Raw genomic sequence first — 21,626 nt, forward strand, 5'->3', positions numbered from 1 at the left:
ATGTTAACACGGGCATTAGCAGCAATGGGCCGACGGACGATTGAGGTTACGGCTTCATTCGGTCGTGCGGGCTTTATGCTGTTTAATGCAATCATTGGTAAGCCAGAAACTGCCAAACAATGGACACTTTTGCGTCAGCAACTGTATAGCGTCGGTGTTCAATCTCTTTTGATCATTGTGGTTTCAGGACTGTTTATTGGCATGGTGTTGGCCTTGCAGGGCTATCTGGTGTTGACCACATTTAGCGCGGAAGGCAGCCTTGGCATGATGGTGGCGTTATCACTGCTGCGTGAATTGGGGCCTGTGGTGACGGCATTATTGTTTGCAGGGCGAGCAGGCTCAGCGTTGACCGCAGAAATTGGTTTGATGAAAGCGACTGAACAGATTTCTAGTCTGGAAATGATGGCGGTTGACCCGCTGCGCCGCGTTATTGCCCCGCGTTTTTGGGCTGGTTTTATCAGTATGCCTTTGCTCTCCTTGATCTTTGTTGCTGTGGGGATCTTGGGCGGTGCAATAGTGGGTGTGGATTGGAAAGGCATTGATGGTGGCTTCTTCTGGTCATCCATGCAATCTGCGGTGGAATGGCAAAAAGATTTACTCAACTGTTTTCTCAAGAGTGTTGTTTTTGCTATTACGGTAACCTGGATTGCACTGTTCAATGGTTATGACGCTATCCCAACATCGGAAGGGATCAGCAGGGCGACGACGCGCACGGTGGTTCATGCGTCGTTGGCGGTATTAGGTTTGGATTTTGTGCTGACAGCACTGATGTTTGGGAACTAAGTCGATGCAAAGCAAGAAAAATGAAATTTGGGTGGGAGCTTTTGTCTTGATTGCGCTGGCTGCAATCATATTCTTATGCCTCAAAGTTGCAGATATCCGATCTTTCGGCAGCCAGCCAACTTATCGTGTATATGCCGCATTTGACAATATTGGTGGCTTGAAAGTACGTTCACCGGTGAAGGTTGGCGGAGTCGTTGTCGGTCGTGTGGAGAAAATCTGGTTGGATCACAAAACTTATACGCCACAAGTTGAATTGGATATTTTCACGCAATACGACAATATTCCCAATACCAGTTCGCTTTCTATCCGAACTTCAGGATTACTGGGGGAACAATATGTTGCCCTCAATATTGGGTTTGATGATCCTGATTTAGGTACAGCCATGTTGAAAGATGGCGATCATATTGAAGATACTAAGCCTGCAATGGTACTTGAAGATTTGATTGGTCAGTTCCTGTATAAGAGTAGTAGCGGAAGTCAGGAAAAATCCGCTTCGGCACCGGAACAAGCACACTAAGTTAGCAGCCTACTGCTCAGGAGAAATAACACTTATGTTTAAGCGATTACTTATGATTGCGTTGCTGGTGGTTGCACCTTTAGCCAGCGCTACAGATCAAACCAACCCTTACGCATTGATGAAAGATGCCGCGGCAAAAACGTTTAGCCGTTTGAAGAACGATCAACCACAGATTCAAGCCAATCCAGAAGTCTTGCGCCAGATCGTGCGTCAAGAATTGCTGCCTTATGTGCAGATAAAATATGCAGGCGCACTGGTTCTGGGGCCTTACTACAAACAAGCGATACCGGAGCAGCGTGATGCTTATTTCAAGGCGTTTGAATCCTATCTGGAACAAGCATATGGTCAGGCCTTGGCGATGTATCACGGGCAAGATTATCAAATTGCCCCAGAACAGCCATTGGATGATAAGACGATAGTGGCTATTCGTGTCACGATCACCGATCCTAACGGGCAGCCGCCAGTTCGTTTAGATTTCCAATGGCGTAAAAACAGTAAGACCGGTTATTGGCAGGCTTACGACATGATTGCAGAAGGCGTGAGTATGATCACGACCAAGCAGAACGAATGGGCGGATATCCTGCGCCAGAAAGGTATCGATGGCTTGACTGAACAATTAGCTAGCAGTGCGAAAGCACCGATCACTTTAGAAAAGAAAAAGTGATATGGAAAAAACGACTGTTGATAACGGTATGATGATTAACGAAAACGCCAATCAGGGAACGGTTAGCTGGGAAAAGGCCGGTAATACATTGTTTCTGCAAGGCACATTGGATCGCGATAGTTTGCTACCCCTTTGGCAACAAAAAGAGCAGGCCCTGGAGGGCATTGACAATATTGATGTCTCCCAGCTAAGCCGTGTGGATTCTACGGGGTTGGCTCTGTTTGTCCAATTAAAGGGAGAATGCCAAAAACGAGGCAAGGTACTGACCTTTTCAGGTGTAGGGGAACAGCTGAGCACGTTGGTAACGTTGTATGGCCTGCAAGCTCTTCTTGATGGTAGTCAGCCCAAGGTGTAATTCTCTTTTTTGATCATCAGCGCCCTTGTAAGCCATCAACTTACAGGGGCGTTTTTCTTGGTTTAAGAGTTGCCTGTATTCCATTAGGATAGGCATCTACTATTATTTTCTAAAGACAAGTGTGAGCAGATCTATGGATACGAATGAAATTAAAAAAGTGCTGATGGAAAAATTGGCACTTGATGAAGTTATCGTCAGCGGTGATGGCAGCCACTTTCAGGTTATTGCTGTTGGCGCATTTTTTGATGGCCTGAGCCGAGTTAAACAACAGCAGGCTGTTTATGCTCCTTTGATGGAATATATCGCTGATAACCGCATTCACGCGTTGTCAATCAAAGCCTATACACCGGCACAGTGGCAGCGTGACCGTAAGCTTCAAGGATTTTAAGGCTGTTTGCCTCGCCGCGAACAGCGCACTTTGAATTAAATAAGAGAATCATGACAGATGGATAAATTTCGTGTGAAAGGGCCTACCTGCCTATCGGGAGAGGTGACCATTTCTGGGGCAAAAAATGCCGCCTTGCCAATTATGTTCGCAGCGTTACTGGCAGAAGAGCCGGTTGAGTTACAGAATGTTCCTGAATTGAGAGATATTGATACCACGATCAAGTTGCTTAATCGGTTGGGGACAAAAGTGGAACGTAATGGTTCTGTCTTTATTGATGCGAGTGGAGTCAATGAATATTGCGCCCCTTATGAACTGGTTAAAACCATGCGAGCGTCCATTTGGGCATTGGGGCCGTTGGTGGCGCGTTTCGGTCAGGGGCAAGTTTCTTTGCCAGGCGGCTGTGCCATTGGAGCGCGTCCTGTTGATCTTCATATTTCTGGCCTGGAGCAACTTGGTGCGAAAATCGTGCTGGATGAAGGGTATGTCAGAGCCACTGTGGATGGCCGTTTGAAAGGTGCCAGCATTGTGATGGATAAAGTCAGTGTTGGGGCAACGGTTACGATTATGACCGCGGCAACCTTGGCAGAAGGCACCACTGTCATTGAAAACGCTGCACGCGAACCTGAAATTGAAGATACGGCTAATTTTCTCAATATGCTGGGAGCAAAAATCAAAGGTGCAGGTACTGATCGCATTGTGATTGAAGGCGTTGAGCGCTTGGGTGGAGGTGTTCACCGTATATTGCCTGATCGTATCGAAACTGGCACCTTCCTGGTCGCTGCGGCGGTTTCACGTGGTAAGGTGGTTTGCCGTCATGCGAAACCTGATACCTTGGATGCTGTTTTAGCCAAACTGCGTGAAGCCGGGGCGGATATCAACATGGGAGAGGATTGGGTTAGCCTTGATATGCATGGCCAACGGCCGAAATCAGTGACATTCCGCACGGCACCGCATCCAGGTTTCCCAACTGATATGCAGGCGCAATTCAGCCTGTTGAATATGGTTGCGGATGGTGCAGGTATGATCACCGAAACCATTTTTGAAAATCGCTTCATGCATATTCCTGAACTGATTCGTATGGGTGCGCGGGCTGAAATTGAGAGCAATACCGTGCTGTGTCATGGTGTTGACAAATTATCTGGCGCTCAGGTAATGGCAACGGATTTACGTGCTTCTGCGAGTTTAGTATTAGCGGGTTGTATTGCCGAAGGCACGACCGTCGTGGATCGTATTTATCATATTGACCGCGGTTACGAACATATTGAAGATAAGCTGCGTGGTCTTGGGGCAAATATTGAACGCATTAAGACAACTGGCTAAACAGAATTAAATATTCTTTCTCGTCCACCACGTTGTAGATGAAAAAAGAGTGGGCGAGAAAGAAAAGATTAGTAGCCATTAAACTCATCAATTGTGACGTTAAGTGTGAGGGAAGTTCCGTCGCGTAGCACAGTGACAGGAACGACACTACCCGGGCGAATTTCCGCGACTTGATCCATTGTTTCCACTGGTGAGATGGCTGGTTGGTGATTAACGCGGGTAATGATATCTCCCACTCTGATCCCCGCTTTTTCAGCAGGGCCATTGGGTGCGATTTGGAAAACGCGTAACCCCTGAATTTGATTGATATGACTGCCTGATGAGCGAATATAGGGTAATTCTCTGGCGGTGATGCCTATATATCCCCTGATAACCCGGCCATCGCGGATCAATTTCTGCATAATGGTTGTAGCCAGTTTTGTTGGAATGGCAAATCCCAACCCTTCCGGTGTTGAACCAAACTCAGACTTATCGAATGTCAACGTATTGATACCCACTAATTCTCCCAGCGTATTGACCAAAGCACCACCAGAGTTGCCTTGGTTAATTGATGCATCTGTTTGCAGGAAATTCTGACGACGCGTTGGACTGAGACCGACACGTCCGGTTGCACTGACAATGCCTTGTGTAATGGTTTGTCCCAAATTGTACGGATTGCCGATAGCTAATACGATATCGCCTACGTGGGCCACACGTTTAGGATTAATTGGGATCACAGGCAGGTTTGTGGCGTTGATTTTTAAAACGGCCAGATCGGTTGGACCATCTGAGCCGACGAGCAGGGCTTCATAAAAGTGTCCATCTTGTAAAGCGACAATAATGGAAGCTGCCTTATTGATAACATGCCGATTTGTGAGAATGTAGCCCTGTTCACTCATAATCACGCCGGAACCCAAGGGAAGGAGCTCCCGACTTTCATGGGAAAAACTGCCCATGCTGCTGCTGTAAATATTGACTACCGCAGGCGCAGCCCGACGGACTGCTTTGCTGAAACTGGATATTGTATCGTTGCTGTTGTTATCGCTCAGGAAATTTTTTAAGCCGCTGGGACGCAGGGACGGTATAGCGACCAGCAAAATAGCGGCAATCAATAAGCCTATGAGTATAGAGCGCAATAACTTGATCAGCATGACATTATTCAGCGTAGTAATTGATTGAAAGAAGAATAGCATAGAAGTGGACAGACGCAGCAATCATACTGCGTCTGTGGTGGATATAGATTAATTACGCAGTAAGAGATAAACATTATCGTCACCACGTAAGACGTTCAATGCGATAATGGCTGGCTTCTCTTCAGTGATTTTACGTAATTCGCTGATATTTCGTACACGTACATTGTTGGCACCAACAATTAAGTCATCCTTCTGCAAGCCTGATATTGCAGCAGGTGAGTTCGGCGTAATCGAATCCACTTTGATGCCTTGGGTGTTTTTGATGGCGGCATTACTCAGGGTTGCGCCTTGCAGGGCAATACTCAAGTTTTCTGCTTTCGTTGGCTCTCCATCACTGTCATCCAGTGTAACGGTGACTTCAAGTGGCTTCCCTTTGCGTAGCAGACCAATTGTGACTTCTTTACCTGGAACTGTTGTACCAACCTTCGCGCGTAGCTCAGCAAAGCTATTAATTTTCTTGCCATCAAAGGAGATTAGGACATCCCCTGGTTTGATACCTGCTTTAGCCGCCGCCGATTTAGGCAGAACTTCGCTGACAAATGTCCCTTGCTGTGCTTCAACATTGAGTGCTTTGGCGATGTCTGCTGTCATCTCGGTTCCTTTTATACCGAGTATGCCGCGTTTGACTTCACCGTGGGAAATAAGCTGAGCGGAAAGGACCTTAGCCATATTACTTGGGATAGCAAAACCGATACCGACGTTACCCCCGCTTGGTGCGAGGATAGCAGTGTTAATACCGATCAGTTCCCCTTTCAGATTAATCAATGCACCACCAGAGTTACCACGGTTAATCGGGGCATCGGTTTGGATAAAGTTTTCCAAACCTTCCAGATTCAGGCCGCTACGGCCAAGAGCGGAAATGATCCCAGATGTGACGGTTTGCCCCAAGCCAAATGGGTTACCGATGGCAATGGCATAATCTCCGACACGCAGTTGGTCGGAGTCGGCGAACTTGATGGCAGTCAGATTTTTGGCATCTTTCAATTGTAAAAGAGCGATGTCGGTTTGTGGATCACGTCCAAGGAGTTTTGCTGAGTATTCACGGCCATCATTTAATTGAACGCGTATTTTATTTGCGTTATTAATGACATGGCTATTGGTCAATACATAACCTTTATTGGCATCAATAATTACCCCTGAACCTAACCCCGTGAATGGACGTTTTCTTGGTTCTTGCGGGGGAAATGCTGGCCCGAAGAAGAACTGGAAATCGTCAGGTAATTGGAGTTGTTGGCTTTGTACTTCTGTACCTGAAACATGAACAGTGACAACAGAAGGCAGAACTTTTTCCAGCATGGGAGCGAGACTGGGTAATTCTTGAGCGGATACAGCAGGTAGAGCTGCATTACTTACCATTGGAACTGAAGCTAAAGATAATCCGATACTAATAGCGAGTGCGCTGAGTAATGTATTTTTTCTTTTCATGAATACGTTCTCTTAATACCTAAGCTAGAAAAGGAAATTGTGCTTAATAGACCTGTCCTGTCAAGGCGTTGATGCCTTAGAAATCACTTATTCCTGGGAGTTATATAGGCCTTAAGCATCATTGTTTCAATGCTGTTATGACTCTCAATTATTCAGCAAAGTTCACTAATAAAGTCGTTTCAATGCGTTTCTTTACAGGTATTTACGTGAATAAAAAATAAAAAACAAACATTTTTCCATTGAATGGCGGGGACGAAAGAGAGCCGTGGTAGCGATTATTACCACGGCAAAGTGCATTAATTACTTATCTTGAATTGGACGGAATAGGCCAGATGCACCCTCAGAATAATCCCGTGGTGGCGTGTCAGCAGTTACTTTGTTTTTCTCAGTTTCGGAGCCGCTTAGACGATAATTGAAAGGATTATCCTGCACAGGCATATTGGGCATCAGTTCATTGGAACTTTTCGCCATGTGTTGATACAACTGGCGGTAATCGTGTGCCATATTGTCAAGTAATTCAGCACTACGGGCGAAATGGCTGACCAGCTCTTTGCGGTACTCTTCCAATTCCGCCCGATTTTTCTCCAATTCAGCTTGTAGGGTATTTTGTTGGCGTAGCTTTGCGCTGCCAAAACGGACAGCCAGCGCGCCCCCGATAAAACCGATGATTAATCCGATCAGGGCATATTCCCAAGTCATGGCAACTCCTTTAGTAACATCGTTATTCCGCAAGATTGTTTCTGCAATGTTCTAGAGCTTTATCCCATTAGGCCGTTTTGTTTGCAAGGATATACAACTATTAGGATAGGCTCTTGGTTCATAATGACCACTATAACCGTTAATTTAGTCAGAGTGGAATATTGATTATTAATTAATTCACGTATCTGTAATCTAATAGATTAATTTTATACAGATTTCCCAAAGCAGGTAGGCAAAATCATATCCCTCAATTCACAGTAGTGGGCATTGGTATATACCAATCTCACTTCAAGATGAATGTAATTTCTCCCCGCGAAGCGGGGAGAAATCAGGTTTCATATCGTGTTGTAAATTGCAGCTTGAAGTTTAATGCGTATAGTTCTTATTGGTAAATTATTATACCAATCTAACTTCAAGATGCGTGTGGTTTCTCCCCGCGATGCGGGGGAAATCAGGTTTCATATCATGTTGTAAATTGCAACTTGAGGTTTAATGCGTATATACGTATTGAGAATAAAAAACGTTAAGGATTGTTATTTTCATGTCACCGATTACACCTTCATCTCTCTATCAATCAGCCTTGTCTGAGGGGCAGTATCAACCTGACGAAGTACAGCGCAAGGCGGTTGAACGCCTTGATCTTATTCATCGCGACCTTATCAATGCTCAACTACGCCATAATCCAAAAGCAAGTGGACTGAAAGGTATATTGGGCAAGTTATTTGGTCGGCAAACGTCTGTGCTATTCCGTCCCGTTCAGGGGCTTTATATGTGGGGCGGGGTCGGGCGTGGCAAAACGTGGCTGATGGATATGTTTTACCAAAGTTTACCCACTGAGCGAAAACTGCGTCTCCATTTCCACCGTTTTATGTTACGGGTACATGAAGAGTTAACAACATTACAAGGCCATGAAGATCCTTTGGAGATAATTGCTGATGGTTTCAAGGCACAGACGGATATACTCTGTTTTGATGAATTTTTTGTATCCGATATTACGGATGCCATGCTCCTTGGCACCTTGCTGGAGGCTTTATTTGCCCGAGGAATTGCCTTGGTAGCGACATCCAATATCCCGCCTGATGAGTTATACCGAAATGGATTGCAGCGCGCACGATTTCTACCCGCCATTGAACTGATCAAAAAATATTGTGACGTGATGAATGTTGATGCCGGTATCGACTATCGCCTACGGACATTAACACAGGCTCATCTCTATCTGACGCCGTTGTCAGAAGAGAATCGACAGGAGATGCGTCATATGTTTCAGCGTTTGGCTGGACGAGAAGGAGAGCTGAATCCTATATTGGAGATCAATCATCGTAATATGCCTGCCATCGGTAGTGTTGATGGGGTATTGGCAATCCATTTCAAAACATTGTGTGAAGATCCGCGCAGTCAACTGGACTATATTGCTTTGTCAAAACTTTATCATTCGGTTTTGTTGCACGATATGCCGATCATGACGGCATTAAATGAAAATGCCGCCCGACGTTTCATTGCCTTGGTGGATGAATTCTATGAGCGCCAGGTAAAACTTATCATTAATGCCGACGCGCCAATGGAACAGATTTATCAGGGTGAGTTGTTGGCGTTTGAATATCAACGTTGCCTGTCTCGCTTGCAGGAAATGCAAAGTGAGGAATACCTAAAACTTCCACATTTACCCTGATTCTTTTATCCTTTGGGATAATTATTGAATTTGGGGTCGATTTTTTATGATGAGTTCTCTATAATCTTGCGACCCCACGTTACAGCAGGATTTTTTATTTCCCAAAAAACTTGCATTAGTGCCGGCATAGGCTATTCGAAGGGGTAGGTTTGCTGGACATGAGTCGTGTGAACCTCAAAAACAGTTTCTGAACATCGAGTGTTCACCAACGTGTAACTTATAATTGGGTAAGCTTTAATGAAAACTTTTACAGCTAAACCAGAAACCGTAAAACGCGACTGGTATGTTGTTGACGCAGATGGCAAAACTTTGGGCCGTCTTGCAACTGAAGTAGCTCGTCGCCTGCGCGGCAAGCACAAAGCGGAATACACTCCGCACGTTGATACTGGTGATTACATCATTATTGTTAACGCAGAAAAAGTTGCTGTAACCGGCAACAAACGTTCTGACAAAATTTATTATCACCACACTGGCCACATCGGTGGTATCAAGCAAGCGACCTTTGAAGAGATGATTGCCCGCCGTCCTGAGCGTGTCATTGAAATCGCGGTTAAAGGCATGCTGCCAAAAGGGCCACTGGGTCGTGCAATGTACCGTAAACTGAAAGTTTACGCGGGCAGCGAGCACAACCACGCGGCACAGCAACCACAAGTTCTGGACATTTAATCGGGATTATAGGCAATGGCTGAAAATCAATACTACGGCACTGGTCGCCGCAAAAGCTCTTCCGCTCGTGTCTTCATTAAGCCAGGTAGCGGTAACATCGTAATCAACCAACGCAGCCTCGAAGTTTACTTCGGTCGTGAAACTGCACGCATGGTTGTTCGTCAACCACTTGAGCTGGTTGATATGCTGAACAAACTGGATCTGTACATCACCGTTAAAGGTGGTGGTATTTCTGGTCAGGCAGGCGCAATCCGTCACGGTATCACCCGTGCACTGATGGCTTATGACGAGACTCTGCGTTCTGAACTTCGCAAAGCTGGCTTCGTGACTCGCGATGCTCGTGAAGTTGAACGTAAAAAAGTGGGTCTGCGCAAAGCACGTCGTCGTCCACAGTTCTCCAAACGTTAATTTATTGCCGCAACTGTGGCAGTGGGTTAAAGTTAAAAACCCGCCATTTTTATGGCGGGTTTTTTATTCCTTCAGATTTTTCACTCTTCGATAATTCTCTATTTTTGGCAAAAAAATAGCATTTTTGGGAAATTAATTCCCAGACTCTAATATTTCATCATTAATTCTCAATGTACTTCCCCACAAAATGTGCAAAATCTGGTAGACTATTAACAATTTTTTGCCTTATCCATGAGTTTGCCCGATTTGGCAGAGGTAAAATATATCCCAAGATATTTTCTTGTTACAGCCAATAAAGCAGTTGCCAGAAGATAAAGAGGGATAACCTCGGATAATAAGTGCGAAACAGGATGAGAATATGAGCGAGAATAGCCGCTGTTCATTGAAGGGCTGTTCGTTCCTTTTTTTAGATAAACTTGGAGGTTTTCATGGCTGTCGCTGCCAACAAACGTTCGGTAATGACTCTGTTTTCCGGCCCGACCGACATTTTTAGCCATCAAGTGAGAATTGTATTGGCGGAAAAAGGGGTCAGCGTAGAGATTGAACACGTTGAATCGGGTAATTTGCCACAGGATTTGATTGATTTAAATCCTTACCAATCTGTTCCTACTCTCGTTGATCGTGAGCTGACCCTGTATGATTCTCGCATCATTATGGAATATCTGGATGAGCGTTTCCCGCATCCACCACTCATGCCTGTGTATCCTGTCGCACGAGGCTCTAGCCGTCTGATGATGCATAGAATTGAAAAAGATTGGTATTCCCTGATGTACAAAATTCAGGAAGGAAGTGTGCAGGAAGCGAATGCTGCACGTAAGCAACTTGCTGAAGAATTGCTGGCAATTGGGCCAATTTTCAGAGAAATGCCTTTCTTTATGAGTGAAGAGTTCAGCTTGGTGGATTGTTATTTATCTCCGCTGTTGTGGCGCTTGCCTGTCTTGGGGGTTGAGCTGTCAGGATCAGGTGCCAAAGATCTTCAAATCTATATGCAACGTGTGTTTGAACGTGACGCATTCTTGGCTTCATTGACGGAAGCAGAACGTGAAATGCGCTTACAAACACGGAGTTAATGTATGGAGATGACTCAAATGTCTCCACGCCGCCCTTATTTATTGCGGGCACATTATGAATGGCTGTTGGATAATGACATGACCCCGCATATTGTTGTAGATGTTAACTTTTATGGTGTTAACGTCCCGATGGAATATGCACAAAATGGGCAAATTATCTTGAATATCTCACCGAGAGCGGTTGGCAATCTGCAATTGACGAATGATGAAGTTAGATTTAATGCACGATTTGGTGGTGCTGCTCGTCAAGTGACTGTTCCAATGGAGGCTGTGATTGCGGTTTATGCCCGTGAAAATGGTGCGGGAATGATGTTTGAGCCAGAATTCGCCTATAATGCGGATAATACTGAATCAGAAGAAACGGATATGCCAGTAGCGGATAATCTGGTGCATATCCATAATAGTAAGCATGATAGAAAAGCTTCTCATGATGATGATTCGCCAGATGATGAACCTCCTCAACCGCCAAAAGGCCGTCCAACTTTGCGCGTCGTAAAATAATTATCCAATGCTCATCCCTGATAGATTTCAAGTTGCAATCAGCAAAGCCGCGACTTGGAAAGTGAAGGAGATCATGAGAGATGGAAATAAAGGAGACATTGTTCTCCTTTATTATTTTTAGAATGTTAGTGCTACATGTAATTGAGCGATTTCTCAAATTGCCATATACAATTTTCGATATTGTATTGGTTTTCTCCCCTACTAGATTTCTCCGCAGCTCTTAGGCTATCTATCATTTTCTTGACGAATGATCTCTGTTGGCTGCTTCCTCTGATCGTTGGAGGCATGTTGCAGATATTAGTGAATGAGAGGGTACGATGTGCGTTTGTCAGTGATAATACTTCCACAGGATTTTCAATTAAAGCAACTGATAAGGCATTAATGATTTGCCGGGAAAATTCTGGATGGATATTAGGTGATAGCTTAAAAGCAACTTGCAACCATTGTTTATCACCAGTCGTAATATTTTGGATAATTTTGTCCTGTTTATTTTCTGCGTTTATCTCTGCTACAACAGAATTTATCCCTCTTTCTTGCACTTGCTGCATAATTCCGGCAGGTGCAGAAAACCTGGCAAGAGAGGGTGAACTTGCTAAGGATATAAAAGAGAAGCAGAGTATCTGGGTGAGTAAGCGCATACATTTCTACCTGTTATTATCACTTTAATGATCTTTTATTTCATTTCCATTTAATTAATGACTCTAATGAATTTTTTTTGGTAAAAAGCCAACCTCATTGCCGTATTAAGGTATTGCATGATTGTTGCACTGCTATAACGAGCAGGGGATTAAATCGATATATTTGACTTTAGAATATAAGAATAGTCGCATAAATCCCAAAATTACAAGTAATCTGGTAGTAAAAGAAAATAAAAAAATGAGGGCATTTTTATTGTGAGGGAATTTCTCCGATTAAAAAATCGGAGAAATTATTAGAAAAAAGAATGGAATATTAGACTTTAAGATAGTCGAGGATACCGAAAGCGGCTTTTCGGCCTTCATCAATAGCGGTCACTACCAGGTCAGAACCTCGTACAGCGTCCCCGCCTGCAAATATTTTAGGATGACTGGTTTGGAAAGGTAGGTCACTGGATGCAGGCGCGATAATGCGGCCTTTTTGATCGAGTTTGACTTGATGTTCATCCAGCCAGTTCATAGCATGAGGCTTGAAACCAAATGCCATGATCACTGCATCGGCTTCTATCAAAAACTCAGAGCCTTGAATAATCTCAGCCTGACGACGGCCTTTTTCATCCTGGGCACTTAGTTGTGTTTTCACCACCTTGACACCACAAATCCGTCCTGCACCATTCACCTCAATGCCAATGGGTTGCAGGTTAAAACGAAATTCTGCACCTTCTTCTTTCGCATTTTTTACTTCACGACGGGAGCCAGGCATATTTTCCTCATCTCGCCGATAGGCGCAGATAACATGGGTCGCACCCTGGCGAATCGAAGTACGGACGCAGTCCATTGCTGTATCACCGCCGCCCAGCACCAGAACACGTTTACCCTTCATATCAACATAAGGCTGCTCAGGTAGAGATGAGTAACCCATCAAATGACGGGTATTAGCAATTAAAAAGGGTAAGGCGTCATAGACCCCGTCAGCATTTTCGTTCTCCAGTCCACCGCGGATGGATTGATAGGTACCCACCCCAAGAAATACGGCATCAAATTCTTTGGTGAGTTCAGACAGAGTGATATCTTGGCCTATTTCTGTGTTGAGACGGAATTCAATCCCCATCTCGGAAAATATTTTACGGCGGCGAATAATTACCTCTTTTTCCAGTTTAAAGGCGGGAATGCCAAATGTGAGCAAACCACCAATTTCAGGATGGCGATCATAAACCACCACTTGTACGCCATTACGTGTCAGGACATCTGCACAAGCTAATCCTGCTGGCCCAGCCCCAACCACGGCAACACGTTTACCTGTTGGGATGACATGCGACATATCCGGTTTCCAACCCATCGCGATAGCTGTGTCATTGATATAGCGTTCAATGTTGCCGATAGTGACAGCACCGAAGTCATCATTCAGGGTACAAGCGCCTTCACACAGGCGATCTTGTGGACAGACCCGACCACAGACTTCTGGCAAGCTGTTGGTCTGGTGTGATAATTCCGCTGCTTCGATGATGCGTCCTTCATTGGCAAGCTTCAGCCAATTTGGAATGTAGTTATGTACGGGACATTTCCATTCACAATATGGATTACCACAAGAGAGGCAGCGATCTGCTTGTGCCTGTGCCTGAATTTCAGAAAAGGGTTCATAAATCTCAACAAATTCTATTTTTCTGATTTTCAATAATTTCTTAGGTGGATCGACACGTTGTAAGTCGATAAATTGATAAACATTCTGACTCATTCTTAACTCCTTACTGTGCCTGAACTCGCAATTCGGCAGAAGAACGGCTACGGTGTCCCAACAACGCACTGACATCACTGGATTTAGGTTTAACCAAAGCAAACTTATTGACCCATTGAGACCAATTTTCCAATAGGCTTTCACCGTGTTGAGAGTTTGTCAGACGGACATGTTCGGTGATTAATCCCCGCAGATGTTCTTTATGAATGGCAAGGGTATCCATTGAGAGAACTTCTACCAGTTCTGGATTGACGCGTTTGCGGAAGTCATCAAATTCATCAAGGACGTAAGCAAATCCACCTGTCATACCTGCACCAAAATTTACGCCCGTGCTACCCAGGACACAGACGATCCCGCCAGTCATATATTCACAGCCATTGTCACCGATCCCCTCAATAACGGTGATGGCACCTGAATTACGTACTGCGAAGCGTTCACCGGCGCGTCCGGCAGCAAAAAGTTTCCCACCTGTTGCCCCATAAAGGCAGGTATTGCCGATAATAGTGGCTTCGTGACTTTTAAATGCGGAGCCGGCAGGAGGAAGGATGGTAATACAGCCGCCAGCCATACCCTTGCCAACATAATCATTGGCATCACCGATTAACGTCAGCTCGACACCGGCAGCATTCCAGACGCCAAAACTTTGCCCGGCTGTTCCATTGAAATGTAGCTTGATCGGATCGGCAGCGCGCCCTTGATCGCCATACCGAGCGGCAATCTCACCGGAGAGAGCGGCACCAACAGAGCGGTCGGTATTTTGGATATCAAAATAGAACGTCTTGCTTTGTGCGTTTTCTACATAAGGCATAGCCTGGGCGACGATCAATTTATTCAGCGTACCTTGGTCAAAAGGTGGATTCCCTTCTGTGCAATGCTGCGCTTTGCCGGTATGAGGTTCCACCGTTTCCAGCAATGGTTCGAGATTGAGCTTGCTTTGCTTGGCAGAAATTCCCTCAAGTATTTCCAGTAAATCTGTGCGTCCAATCAAATCGGTCAGTCTTTTCACCCCTAATTGCGCCATCAATTCACGCGTTTCTTGCGCAATAAAATGGAAATAGTGAATGACTCTTTCTGGCAAGCCGTGATAATGCGATTTGCGTAATTTTTCATCTTGTGTAGCGACACCCGTCGCACAGTTATTTAAGTGACAGATGCGCAAATACTTACAGCCAAGAGCAACCATTGGGCCAGTGCCGAAACCGAAACTTTCTGCGCCTAAAATCGCCGCTTTGATGATATCCATTCCTGTTTTTAACCCCCCATCAACTTGAAGGCGGATTTTATGGCGTAATCCATTGGCGACCAGCGCTTGTTGGGTTTCCACCAGCCCCAATTCCCACGGGCAACCCGCGTATTTGACCGAAGAGAGTGGGCTGGCACCTGTTCCGCCGTCATAACCGGCGATGGTGATCAGGTCGGCATAGGCCTTGGCGACACCGGTGGCAATGGTTCCTACACCAGGCTCTGAAACCAGTTTGACGGAGATCAGCGCTTGAGGATTCACCTGCTTAAGATCGAAAATCAATTGAGCCAGATCTTCGATTGAATAAATGTCGTGATGTGGAGGCGGAGAAATCAGGGTAACGCCCGGAACGGAGTAGCGCAATTTGGCAATATAAGGCGTGACCTTATCTCCTGGCAGTTGACCCCCTTCCCCGGGTTTTGCTCCTTGGGCGACTTTTATCTGGATCACATCGGCACTGGTTAAGTACGCGGGTGTAACGCCAAATCGACCGGAAGCAACTTGCTTGATGCGGGAAACTTTCTTGGTACGATAACGGGCGGGATCTTCGCCACCTTCGCCAGAGTTGGAAAAGCCGCCTAACGTATTCATTGCTTCTGCCAGCGCTTCATGGGCCTCTGGGCTGAGTGCACCAATTGACATGGCTGCGGTATCAAAACGTTTGAACAGTGCTTCTGCAGGTTCAACCTCTTCAATGCTGATAGGTTCATCTTTAGGCGCAAGGGCGAGCAGATCCCGCAAAGTGGTGATGGGGCGCCCATTGACCAGTTCGGAATATTTCAGGTAATCACTGTAGTTGCCACTGTGAACGGCAGTCTGCAATGTTTTGACAACATCGGGGTTATAAGCGTGATACTCCCCATTATGGACATATTTCAGCAGCCCCCCTTGATCGATAGGGTGGCGATGCAACCATGCCCGTTTGGCAAGATTACGCAGATCTTGTTCAAAATCGCTGAAATCCGCTCCCCCAATCCGGCTGACAACACCATTGAAGCAGATCGCTGTTACATCCTGGTGCAAACCAACGGCTTCGAACAACTTAGAGCAGCGATAAGAGGAAATGGTGGAGATGCCCATTTTGGACATAATCTTATACAGCCCTTTATTGATGCCATTGCGATAATTAAGCATCACGCGGGCATATGGCGCATTGATTGTGCCATCATCCACCATTTTGCCCAGTGATTCATAGGCCAGATAAGGGTAAACAGCGGTAGCGCCAAAACCCATCAATACCGCAAAATGATGCGGATCACGCGCACTGGCGGTTTCTACAATCAAGTTGGTATCACAGCGCAGGTTTTTCTCAACCAGGCAGTGTTGGATAGCACCGACAGCCATTGGTGCGGGGATGGGAATTCTTTCTGGTGCAATATTGCGATCGGATAGCACCAACAATACAGCACCATTGCGGGCGAGTCCCTCGGCTCTTTTACATAAAGTTAAGACCGCTTGTTTTAGGGAGATTTCCTGTGGATTGAAGGTCAAATCCAATGTATCAGCGCGATAATAGGGTTCCTGCCGTGTTGTTAGTTGTACGAAATCAGAATAGAGCAGGACGGGCGATTGAAAGCACAACCGATGAGCCTGCCCTTCCGCTTCACAAAAGACATTCATTTCTCGCCCGATGCGGGTAGCCAGAGACATCACATGGGCTTCACGTAATGGATCGATGGGAGGATTGGTCACCTGGGCAAATTGCTGGCGAAAATAGTCATAGATAATGCGCGGGCGGCTGGAAAGCACGGCAAACGGTGTATCATCGCCCATTGAACCCGTTGCTTCTTGGGCATTTTCACCGAGGGTACGGATAACTTGATCCAACTCCTCATTACTGTAGGCAAACTGCTTGTGATAAGTTGCCAACAGGCGGTCATCTAACCCGCGCTGTCCGACCTGTGTTTCTGGCAACTCTTCAAACGGAATCAAAGGCTTGACGTTCTTTTCTAGCCATTCTTTATAAGGGTGGCGGCTTTTTAGATCATTGTCAGTTTCCGCTGAGTGAAGAATACGCCCTTCATAGGTATCGATAACCATTAGCTCGCCTGGCCCGACACGGCCTTTCTCGACGACTTCATCGGGTTGGTAATCCCAAATACCCACTTCAGAAGCGCAGGTAATCAGCTTATCTTTGGTAATCACATAACGGGCAGGGCGTAAGCCATTGCGATCCAAATTACAGGCGGCATAACGTCCATCGGAAATCACAATGCCGGCTGGTCCATCCCAAGGTTCCATGTGCATGGAGTTAAAATCGAAGAATGCACGCAGATCATCATCCATATCAGGGTTATTCTGCCATGCCGGTGGAACGAGCAACCGCATTGCGCGGATTAAATCCATACCGCCATTGAGAAACAGTTCCAGCATGTTGTCCAGTGAACTGGAATCGGAGCCGGTTTCATTAACAAAAGGAGCCGCAGTATGTAAATCTGGGATCAGAGGCGTGCGGAATTTATAGGCCCTGGCTTTAGCCCATTCACGGTTTCCCGTAATGGTATTGATTTCTCCATTGTGAGCCAGATAGCGAAAGGGTTGTGCCAGCGGCCAACGGGGAATGGTATTGGTTGAAAAGCGCTGATGGAATAAACAGATGGCAGATTCCATGCGCAGGTCAGCCAAATCGGGATAGAAACGCGGTAAATCCGCAGCCATGCACAATCCTTTATAAATCGTGACCAAATTGGACAGGCTGCAAATATAAAAGTCATTATCGGTAATACGTTTTTCTATACGGCGTCGGGAAACGAACAGGCGGCGTTCCAGATCTTGCGCTCGCCATCCGGCGGGTGCGTTGATAAAAACTTGCTCAATACGAGGAAGGCTTGATAAGGCAATATCACCTAAGATATCGCGATTGATAGGAACTTTCCGCCAACCCACAATGGATAGGGTTTCGTGTTGTAATTCCTGTTCGATAATATCACGACATAATTGGGCAATTTTGGCATCCTGGCTTAGAAACAACATGCCGACTGCATAATTTTTAGCGAGCCGCCATGATTGTTCACTGGCGATCATTTGAAAGAAACGGTCAGGTTTTTGCATTAACAAACCACAGCCATCACCCGTTTTTCCATCTGCCAGAATTGCACCCCTGTGTTGCATCCGAGCCAGTGCGTGTATGGCCGTGCGCACCACCTTGTGGCTTGGCTCTCCTTCAATATGTGCGATTAATCCAAAGCCACAGTTATCTTTTTCCTGCAATTTGTCATACAACATTGTAAAGCTCCCCAAGTTCTGTCCGGCTCTCACATTACTCGCGAGAGGGTATCGATATATATTTTTCTACAGACGTCTAATTTGCGCCCTCGGTAAAACGCCACTTGTTTTATTGGAATTAACAAGCGGTGAATCAAAATGTTGTTCTGTTATCTATCACTGCATAAATATGAGCCAGAGGAGCCTCTGGCAGGTGATTTTCGGTGAATTCCCAACTTAACGGTAAAAACAGAGTTGGTCAAATCGTGTTAAATCACGTTTTTTGTTGATATTTTTTATCTATTTTGTTGATTTTTATGAGTAAAGTGCGGATTTTTGTATTTTGTGACGAAGATCATTCCTCTTAAATGATGTGAGTTATATCACTAAAATCACCGCATTATCTATTTTGGATATGCTTTTAAATACATTTATTTTGGTGTATTTCTCTGACTTTTTTAGATAGTTAAGATTTATATTGTGTATTTTTTAAATTGTAAGAGAAAGTGATTGGTTTCTTTTTAATCAAAAAGAGAGTGATAAGATTTTAATGCATAATTATTCTAATTATTTTCATTTTTATTCCATGTGGGGGTTTTGGATAATATCCAGTAAGGAAGTTGGTTTTTTTTACGTTATGATTCAATCTAGTAACCTTACTGGAAAAGATTTTACTGGGAGTTGTTATGAAGCTGATTCGAGGGCTTGCCCAATATTATGTAGATTTGATGATGAAGCTGGGGTTGGTGCGTTTTTCTATATTACTTGCATCAGCTTTAGTGGTTCTTGCGATGGCGATGCAGATGGCAGTGACATTTGTCCTGCATGGAGAAGTACAGGGTATTGATTTAATTCGCTCTATTTTTTTTGGTTTGTTAATTACCCCCTGGGCGGTTTATTTTCTCTCCATCGTAGTAGAACAACTCGAAGAATCCCGCCAGCGTTTATCAAGTCTGGTCGCAAAACTTGAAGAAATGCGTCAGCGTGATGCGAAATTAAACTTACAACTCAAAGCGAACATCGACCAATTAAACCAAGAGATCAGCGACAGGGAGAAGGCGGAAAAAGCCCATTTGGTTTTATTGGATAAACTCAAATTGGAAATGGAACAGCGTGAAAAAACCCAGATTGAGCTTGAGCAGCAATCGGTACTATTGCGTTCATTTCTGGATGCCTCCCCGGATCTGGTTTATTACCGCAATGAAGATAATGAATTTTCCGGTTGTAATCGAGCGATGGAATTACTAACGGGCAAAAGCGAAAAACAACTCATCGGCCTGACGCCGACAGATGTTTACGATAAAGAAATTGCCAGCAAGGTGATGGAAACCGATGAAAAAGTATTTCGCCACAATGTATCCCTGACCTATGAGCAATGGTTAGTTTACCCCGATGGACGCAAAGCCTGTTTTGAACTCAGGAAAGTGCCTTTTTATGATCGTGTTGGTAAGCGACATGGGTTAATGGGATTTGGGCGCGATATAACGGAGCGTAAACGCTATCAGGACGCATTAGAGAACGCCAGCAGGGATAAGACGACTTTTATCTCTACGATTAGCCATGAGCTTCGTACGCCTTTAAATGGCATTGTGGGCTTGAGTCGCATCCTGATGGATACCGACTTAACACCGGAGCAATGTAAGTACCTGGAAACAATTCATGTCAGCGCCATTACTTTGGGTAATATTTTCAATGATATTATCGAGTTAGATAAAATGGAACGCCGAAAAATTCAGCTTGATAACCAACAGATTGATTTCACTGGTTTCATGACAGATTTAGAGAACATTTCAGGTTTATTGGCGCAACCAAAGGGGATTAAATTTGTTTTGGAGCCAGAGTTGCCACTACCAGCAAAAGTGCTGACTGATGGAACCCGTTTGCGGCAAATTTTGTGGAATCTGATTAGTAATGCCGTGAAATTTACGCCTGAAGGGGAAATTAAAGTTCGCATCTGGCGTGAAGAAGAAGAGGAACGCCTATTCTTTGAGGTGACAGATTCCGGCATTGGTATTCCTTCGGACGAACTGGAAAAAATCTTCGCCATGTATTACCAAGTCAGGGACAGCGCTGGTGGGCGGCCTGCAACCGGCACGGGGATTGGTCTTGCTGTTTCGAAGCGCCTTGCCCAAAGTATGGGAGGGGACATTGTGGTAAAAAGTATGCCAGGCAAAGGTTCTTGCTTTACTTTGTCTGTTGTTGCGCCAGCCATTGATGAATGCCCGGAAGGGAAGGCTGAACAAGATACTATGCCATTACCGGCTCTTAACATCTTACTGGTAGAAGATATTGAATTGAACGTCATTGTAGCCCGTTCTGTTCTGGAGAAATTGGGGAACAGTGTGGATGTTGCTATGAATGGTCATGATGCACTAGCAATGTTTGATCCTGATGAATATGACTTGGTGTTACTGGATATCCAATTACCGGACATGACGGGGCTGGATATCGCCCGTCAATTGCACCAGCGTTACTCCTCCCAATCCTTGCCGCCTTTGATCGCGCTGACAGCTAATGTATTAAAGGATAAAAAAGAATACCTGGATGCAGGTATGGATGATGTGCTCAATAAACCGTTGTCTGTCAAGGCGTTGATTGCTGTGATAGAAAAATATTGGGGTCAGTCTGAATCTGACAACACCTTAGTTGAAGTTGATCGTGTGAATCTGGATGAAGAACGACTGGATACGGAGATGCTTAACCAATATATCGAATTGGTTGGGCCAAAAATGATCACTGACAACCTGGTTATTTTTGAAACCATGATGCCAAATTATCTTGCTTTGCTGGACTCCAATATGACCGCCAGAGATCAAAAAGGCATTACAGAAGAGGCACATAAAATCAAAGGTGCGGCGGGTTCAGTCGGATTACGCCATTTGCAGCAATTGGCTCAGCAGATCCAGTCACCGGATTTACCTGCGTGGTGGGATAATGTTCAGGAATGGGTGGATGAGTTAAAGGTGGAATGGAAGCGAGATATAGAAATATTAAGAAATTGGTTATCAAGCGTTACAAAAAAATAACCCCAACCTAAGTTGGGGTGCGCTAATACTGCGCCAACACCAGGGAAACTTGTTTACCCGCTTATCTAAGGTTTATTTTCGATGCGAGTAATTAAAGAATTCTTTCACACAGAATACAAGTACCAACATAGCAAAGATAAGATTTT

General features: G+C 45.1%; 18 protein-coding genes. 12 read left to right on the plus strand and 6 right to left on the minus strand.

From position 1 onward, the window contains the following. From mlaE to murA, 6 genes are all read left to right on the plus strand, one after another. Positions 1 to 783, plus strand: a complete 783-nt coding sequence (mlaE, locus tag WDV74_RS01880; protein WP_193851325.1) for a lipid asymmetry maintenance ABC transporter permease subunit MlaE — start codon at positions 1 to 3, stop codon at positions 781 to 783. Positions 784 to 787: 4 nt separating this feature from the next. Next, on the plus strand, positions 788 to 1,300 hold the full coding sequence (gene mlaD, locus WDV74_RS01885) for an outer membrane lipid asymmetry maintenance protein MlaD (protein WP_338884238.1): 513 nt from the start codon (positions 788 to 790) through the stop codon (positions 1,298 to 1,300). A gap of 34 nt (positions 1,301 to 1,334) precedes the next feature. Beyond that, a complete protein-coding gene (gene mlaC / locus WDV74_RS01890; protein ID WP_338884239.1) occupies positions 1,335 to 1,964 on the plus strand; it encodes a phospholipid-binding protein MlaC in 630 nt (209 codons plus the stop codon). Between the two features lies 1 nt (position 1,965). Further along, positions 1,966 to 2,319, plus strand: a complete 354-nt coding sequence (gene mlaB, locus WDV74_RS01895; RefSeq protein ID WP_338884240.1) for a lipid asymmetry maintenance protein MlaB — start codon at positions 1,966 to 1,968, stop codon at positions 2,317 to 2,319. 133 nt (positions 2,320 to 2,452) lie between these two features. Beyond that, positions 2,453 to 2,707, plus strand: coding sequence for a BolA family iron metabolism protein IbaG (ibaG, locus tag WDV74_RS01900; RefSeq protein WP_338884241.1), 255 nt, complete (start codon positions 2,453 to 2,455; stop codon positions 2,705 to 2,707). A gap of 57 nt (positions 2,708 to 2,764) precedes the next feature. Next, entirely contained in the window at positions 2,765 to 4,027 is a 1,263-nt protein-coding gene (gene murA, locus WDV74_RS01905) for a UDP-N-acetylglucosamine 1-carboxyvinyltransferase (RefSeq protein WP_338884242.1), read from the plus strand. 68 nt (positions 4,028 to 4,095) lie between these two features. Here the strand turns inward: murA and degS are convergent, their stop codons facing one another. From degS to zapG, 3 genes are all read right to left on the minus strand, one after another. Then, positions 4,096 to 5,157, minus strand: coding sequence for an outer membrane-stress sensor serine endopeptidase DegS (gene degS / locus WDV74_RS01910; RefSeq protein ID WP_338884243.1), 1,062 nt, complete (start codon positions 5,155 to 5,157; stop codon positions 4,096 to 4,098). Positions 5,158 to 5,247: 90 nt separating this feature from the next. Next, the gene (locus tag WDV74_RS01915) at positions 5,248 to 6,624 is read right to left on the minus strand and encodes a Do family serine endopeptidase (protein WP_338884244.1); all 1,377 of its coding nucleotides are present in this window, start codon (positions 6,622 to 6,624) and stop codon (positions 5,248 to 5,250) included. A gap of 300 nt (positions 6,625 to 6,924) precedes the next feature. Continuing rightward, entirely contained in the window at positions 6,925 to 7,323 is a 399-nt protein-coding gene (gene zapG, locus WDV74_RS01920) for a Z-ring associated protein ZapG (protein ID WP_338884245.1), read from the minus strand. Between the two features lie 541 nt (positions 7,324 to 7,864). Here zapG and zapE point away from each other — a divergent pair. From zapE to sspB, 5 genes are all read left to right on the plus strand, one after another. Further along, a complete protein-coding gene (zapE, locus tag WDV74_RS01925) occupies positions 7,865 to 8,992 on the plus strand; it encodes a cell division protein ZapE (RefSeq protein WP_338884246.1) in 1,128 nt (375 codons plus the stop codon). A 237-nt stretch (positions 8,993 to 9,229) separates the two neighbouring features. Beyond that, positions 9,230 to 9,658 carry a 50S ribosomal protein L13 gene (rplM, locus tag WDV74_RS01930; protein ID WP_011148147.1) on the plus strand — a complete coding sequence of 143 codons (429 nt, stop codon included), beginning with the start codon at positions 9,230 to 9,232 and terminating at the stop codon, positions 9,656 to 9,658. A gap of 15 nt (positions 9,659 to 9,673) precedes the next feature. After that, positions 9,674 to 10,066 carry a 30S ribosomal protein S9 gene (gene rpsI, locus WDV74_RS01935; protein ID WP_045959780.1) on the plus strand — a complete coding sequence of 131 codons (393 nt, stop codon included), beginning with the start codon at positions 9,674 to 9,676 and terminating at the stop codon, positions 10,064 to 10,066. A 428-nt stretch (positions 10,067 to 10,494) separates the two neighbouring features. Continuing rightward, positions 10,495 to 11,136, plus strand: coding sequence for a stringent starvation protein SspA (sspA, locus tag WDV74_RS01940; RefSeq protein WP_338884247.1), 642 nt, complete (start codon positions 10,495 to 10,497; stop codon positions 11,134 to 11,136). A 3-nt stretch (positions 11,137 to 11,139) separates the two neighbouring features. Beyond that, positions 11,140 to 11,637 (plus strand): ClpXP protease specificity-enhancing factor, encoded by a 498-nt coding sequence (gene sspB / locus WDV74_RS01945; protein WP_338884248.1) that lies wholly within the window; start codon positions 11,140 to 11,142, stop codon positions 11,635 to 11,637. A 131-nt stretch (positions 11,638 to 11,768) separates the two neighbouring features. On the opposite strand, the gene WDV74_RS01950 is transcribed toward sspB, so the two are convergent. The 3 genes from WDV74_RS01950 to gltB all read right to left on the minus strand — a co-directional run bounded on the left by WDV74_RS01950 (position 11,769) and on the right by gltB (position 18,475). Beyond that, positions 11,769 to 12,275, minus strand: a complete 507-nt coding sequence (locus WDV74_RS01950; protein WP_338884249.1) for a hypothetical protein — start codon at positions 12,273 to 12,275, stop codon at positions 11,769 to 11,771. Between the two features lie 313 nt (positions 12,276 to 12,588). Then, positions 12,589 to 14,007 carry a glutamate synthase small subunit gene (locus WDV74_RS01955; protein ID WP_338884250.1) on the minus strand — a complete coding sequence of 473 codons (1,419 nt, stop codon included), beginning with the start codon at positions 14,005 to 14,007 and terminating at the stop codon, positions 12,589 to 12,591. Positions 14,008 to 14,017: 10 nt separating this feature from the next. Then, positions 14,018 to 18,475: a glutamate synthase large subunit gene (gltB, locus tag WDV74_RS01960; RefSeq protein ID WP_338884251.1), complete on the minus strand. Its 4,458-nt coding sequence runs from the start codon at positions 18,473 to 18,475 to the stop codon at positions 14,018 to 14,020. A gap of 665 nt (positions 18,476 to 19,140) precedes the next feature. Here gltB and arcB point away from each other — a divergent pair. After that, positions 19,141 to 21,480, plus strand: a complete 2,340-nt coding sequence (arcB, locus tag WDV74_RS01965; protein ID WP_338884252.1) for an aerobic respiration two-component sensor histidine kinase ArcB — start codon at positions 19,141 to 19,143, stop codon at positions 21,478 to 21,480. Positions 21,481 to 21,626 lie beyond the last annotated feature (146 nt).

It is taken from the genome of Xenorhabdus sp. TH1, assembly GCF_037260955.1.
Classification (GTDB): Bacteria; Pseudomonadota; Gammaproteobacteria; order Enterobacterales; family Enterobacteriaceae; genus Xenorhabdus; species Xenorhabdus griffiniae.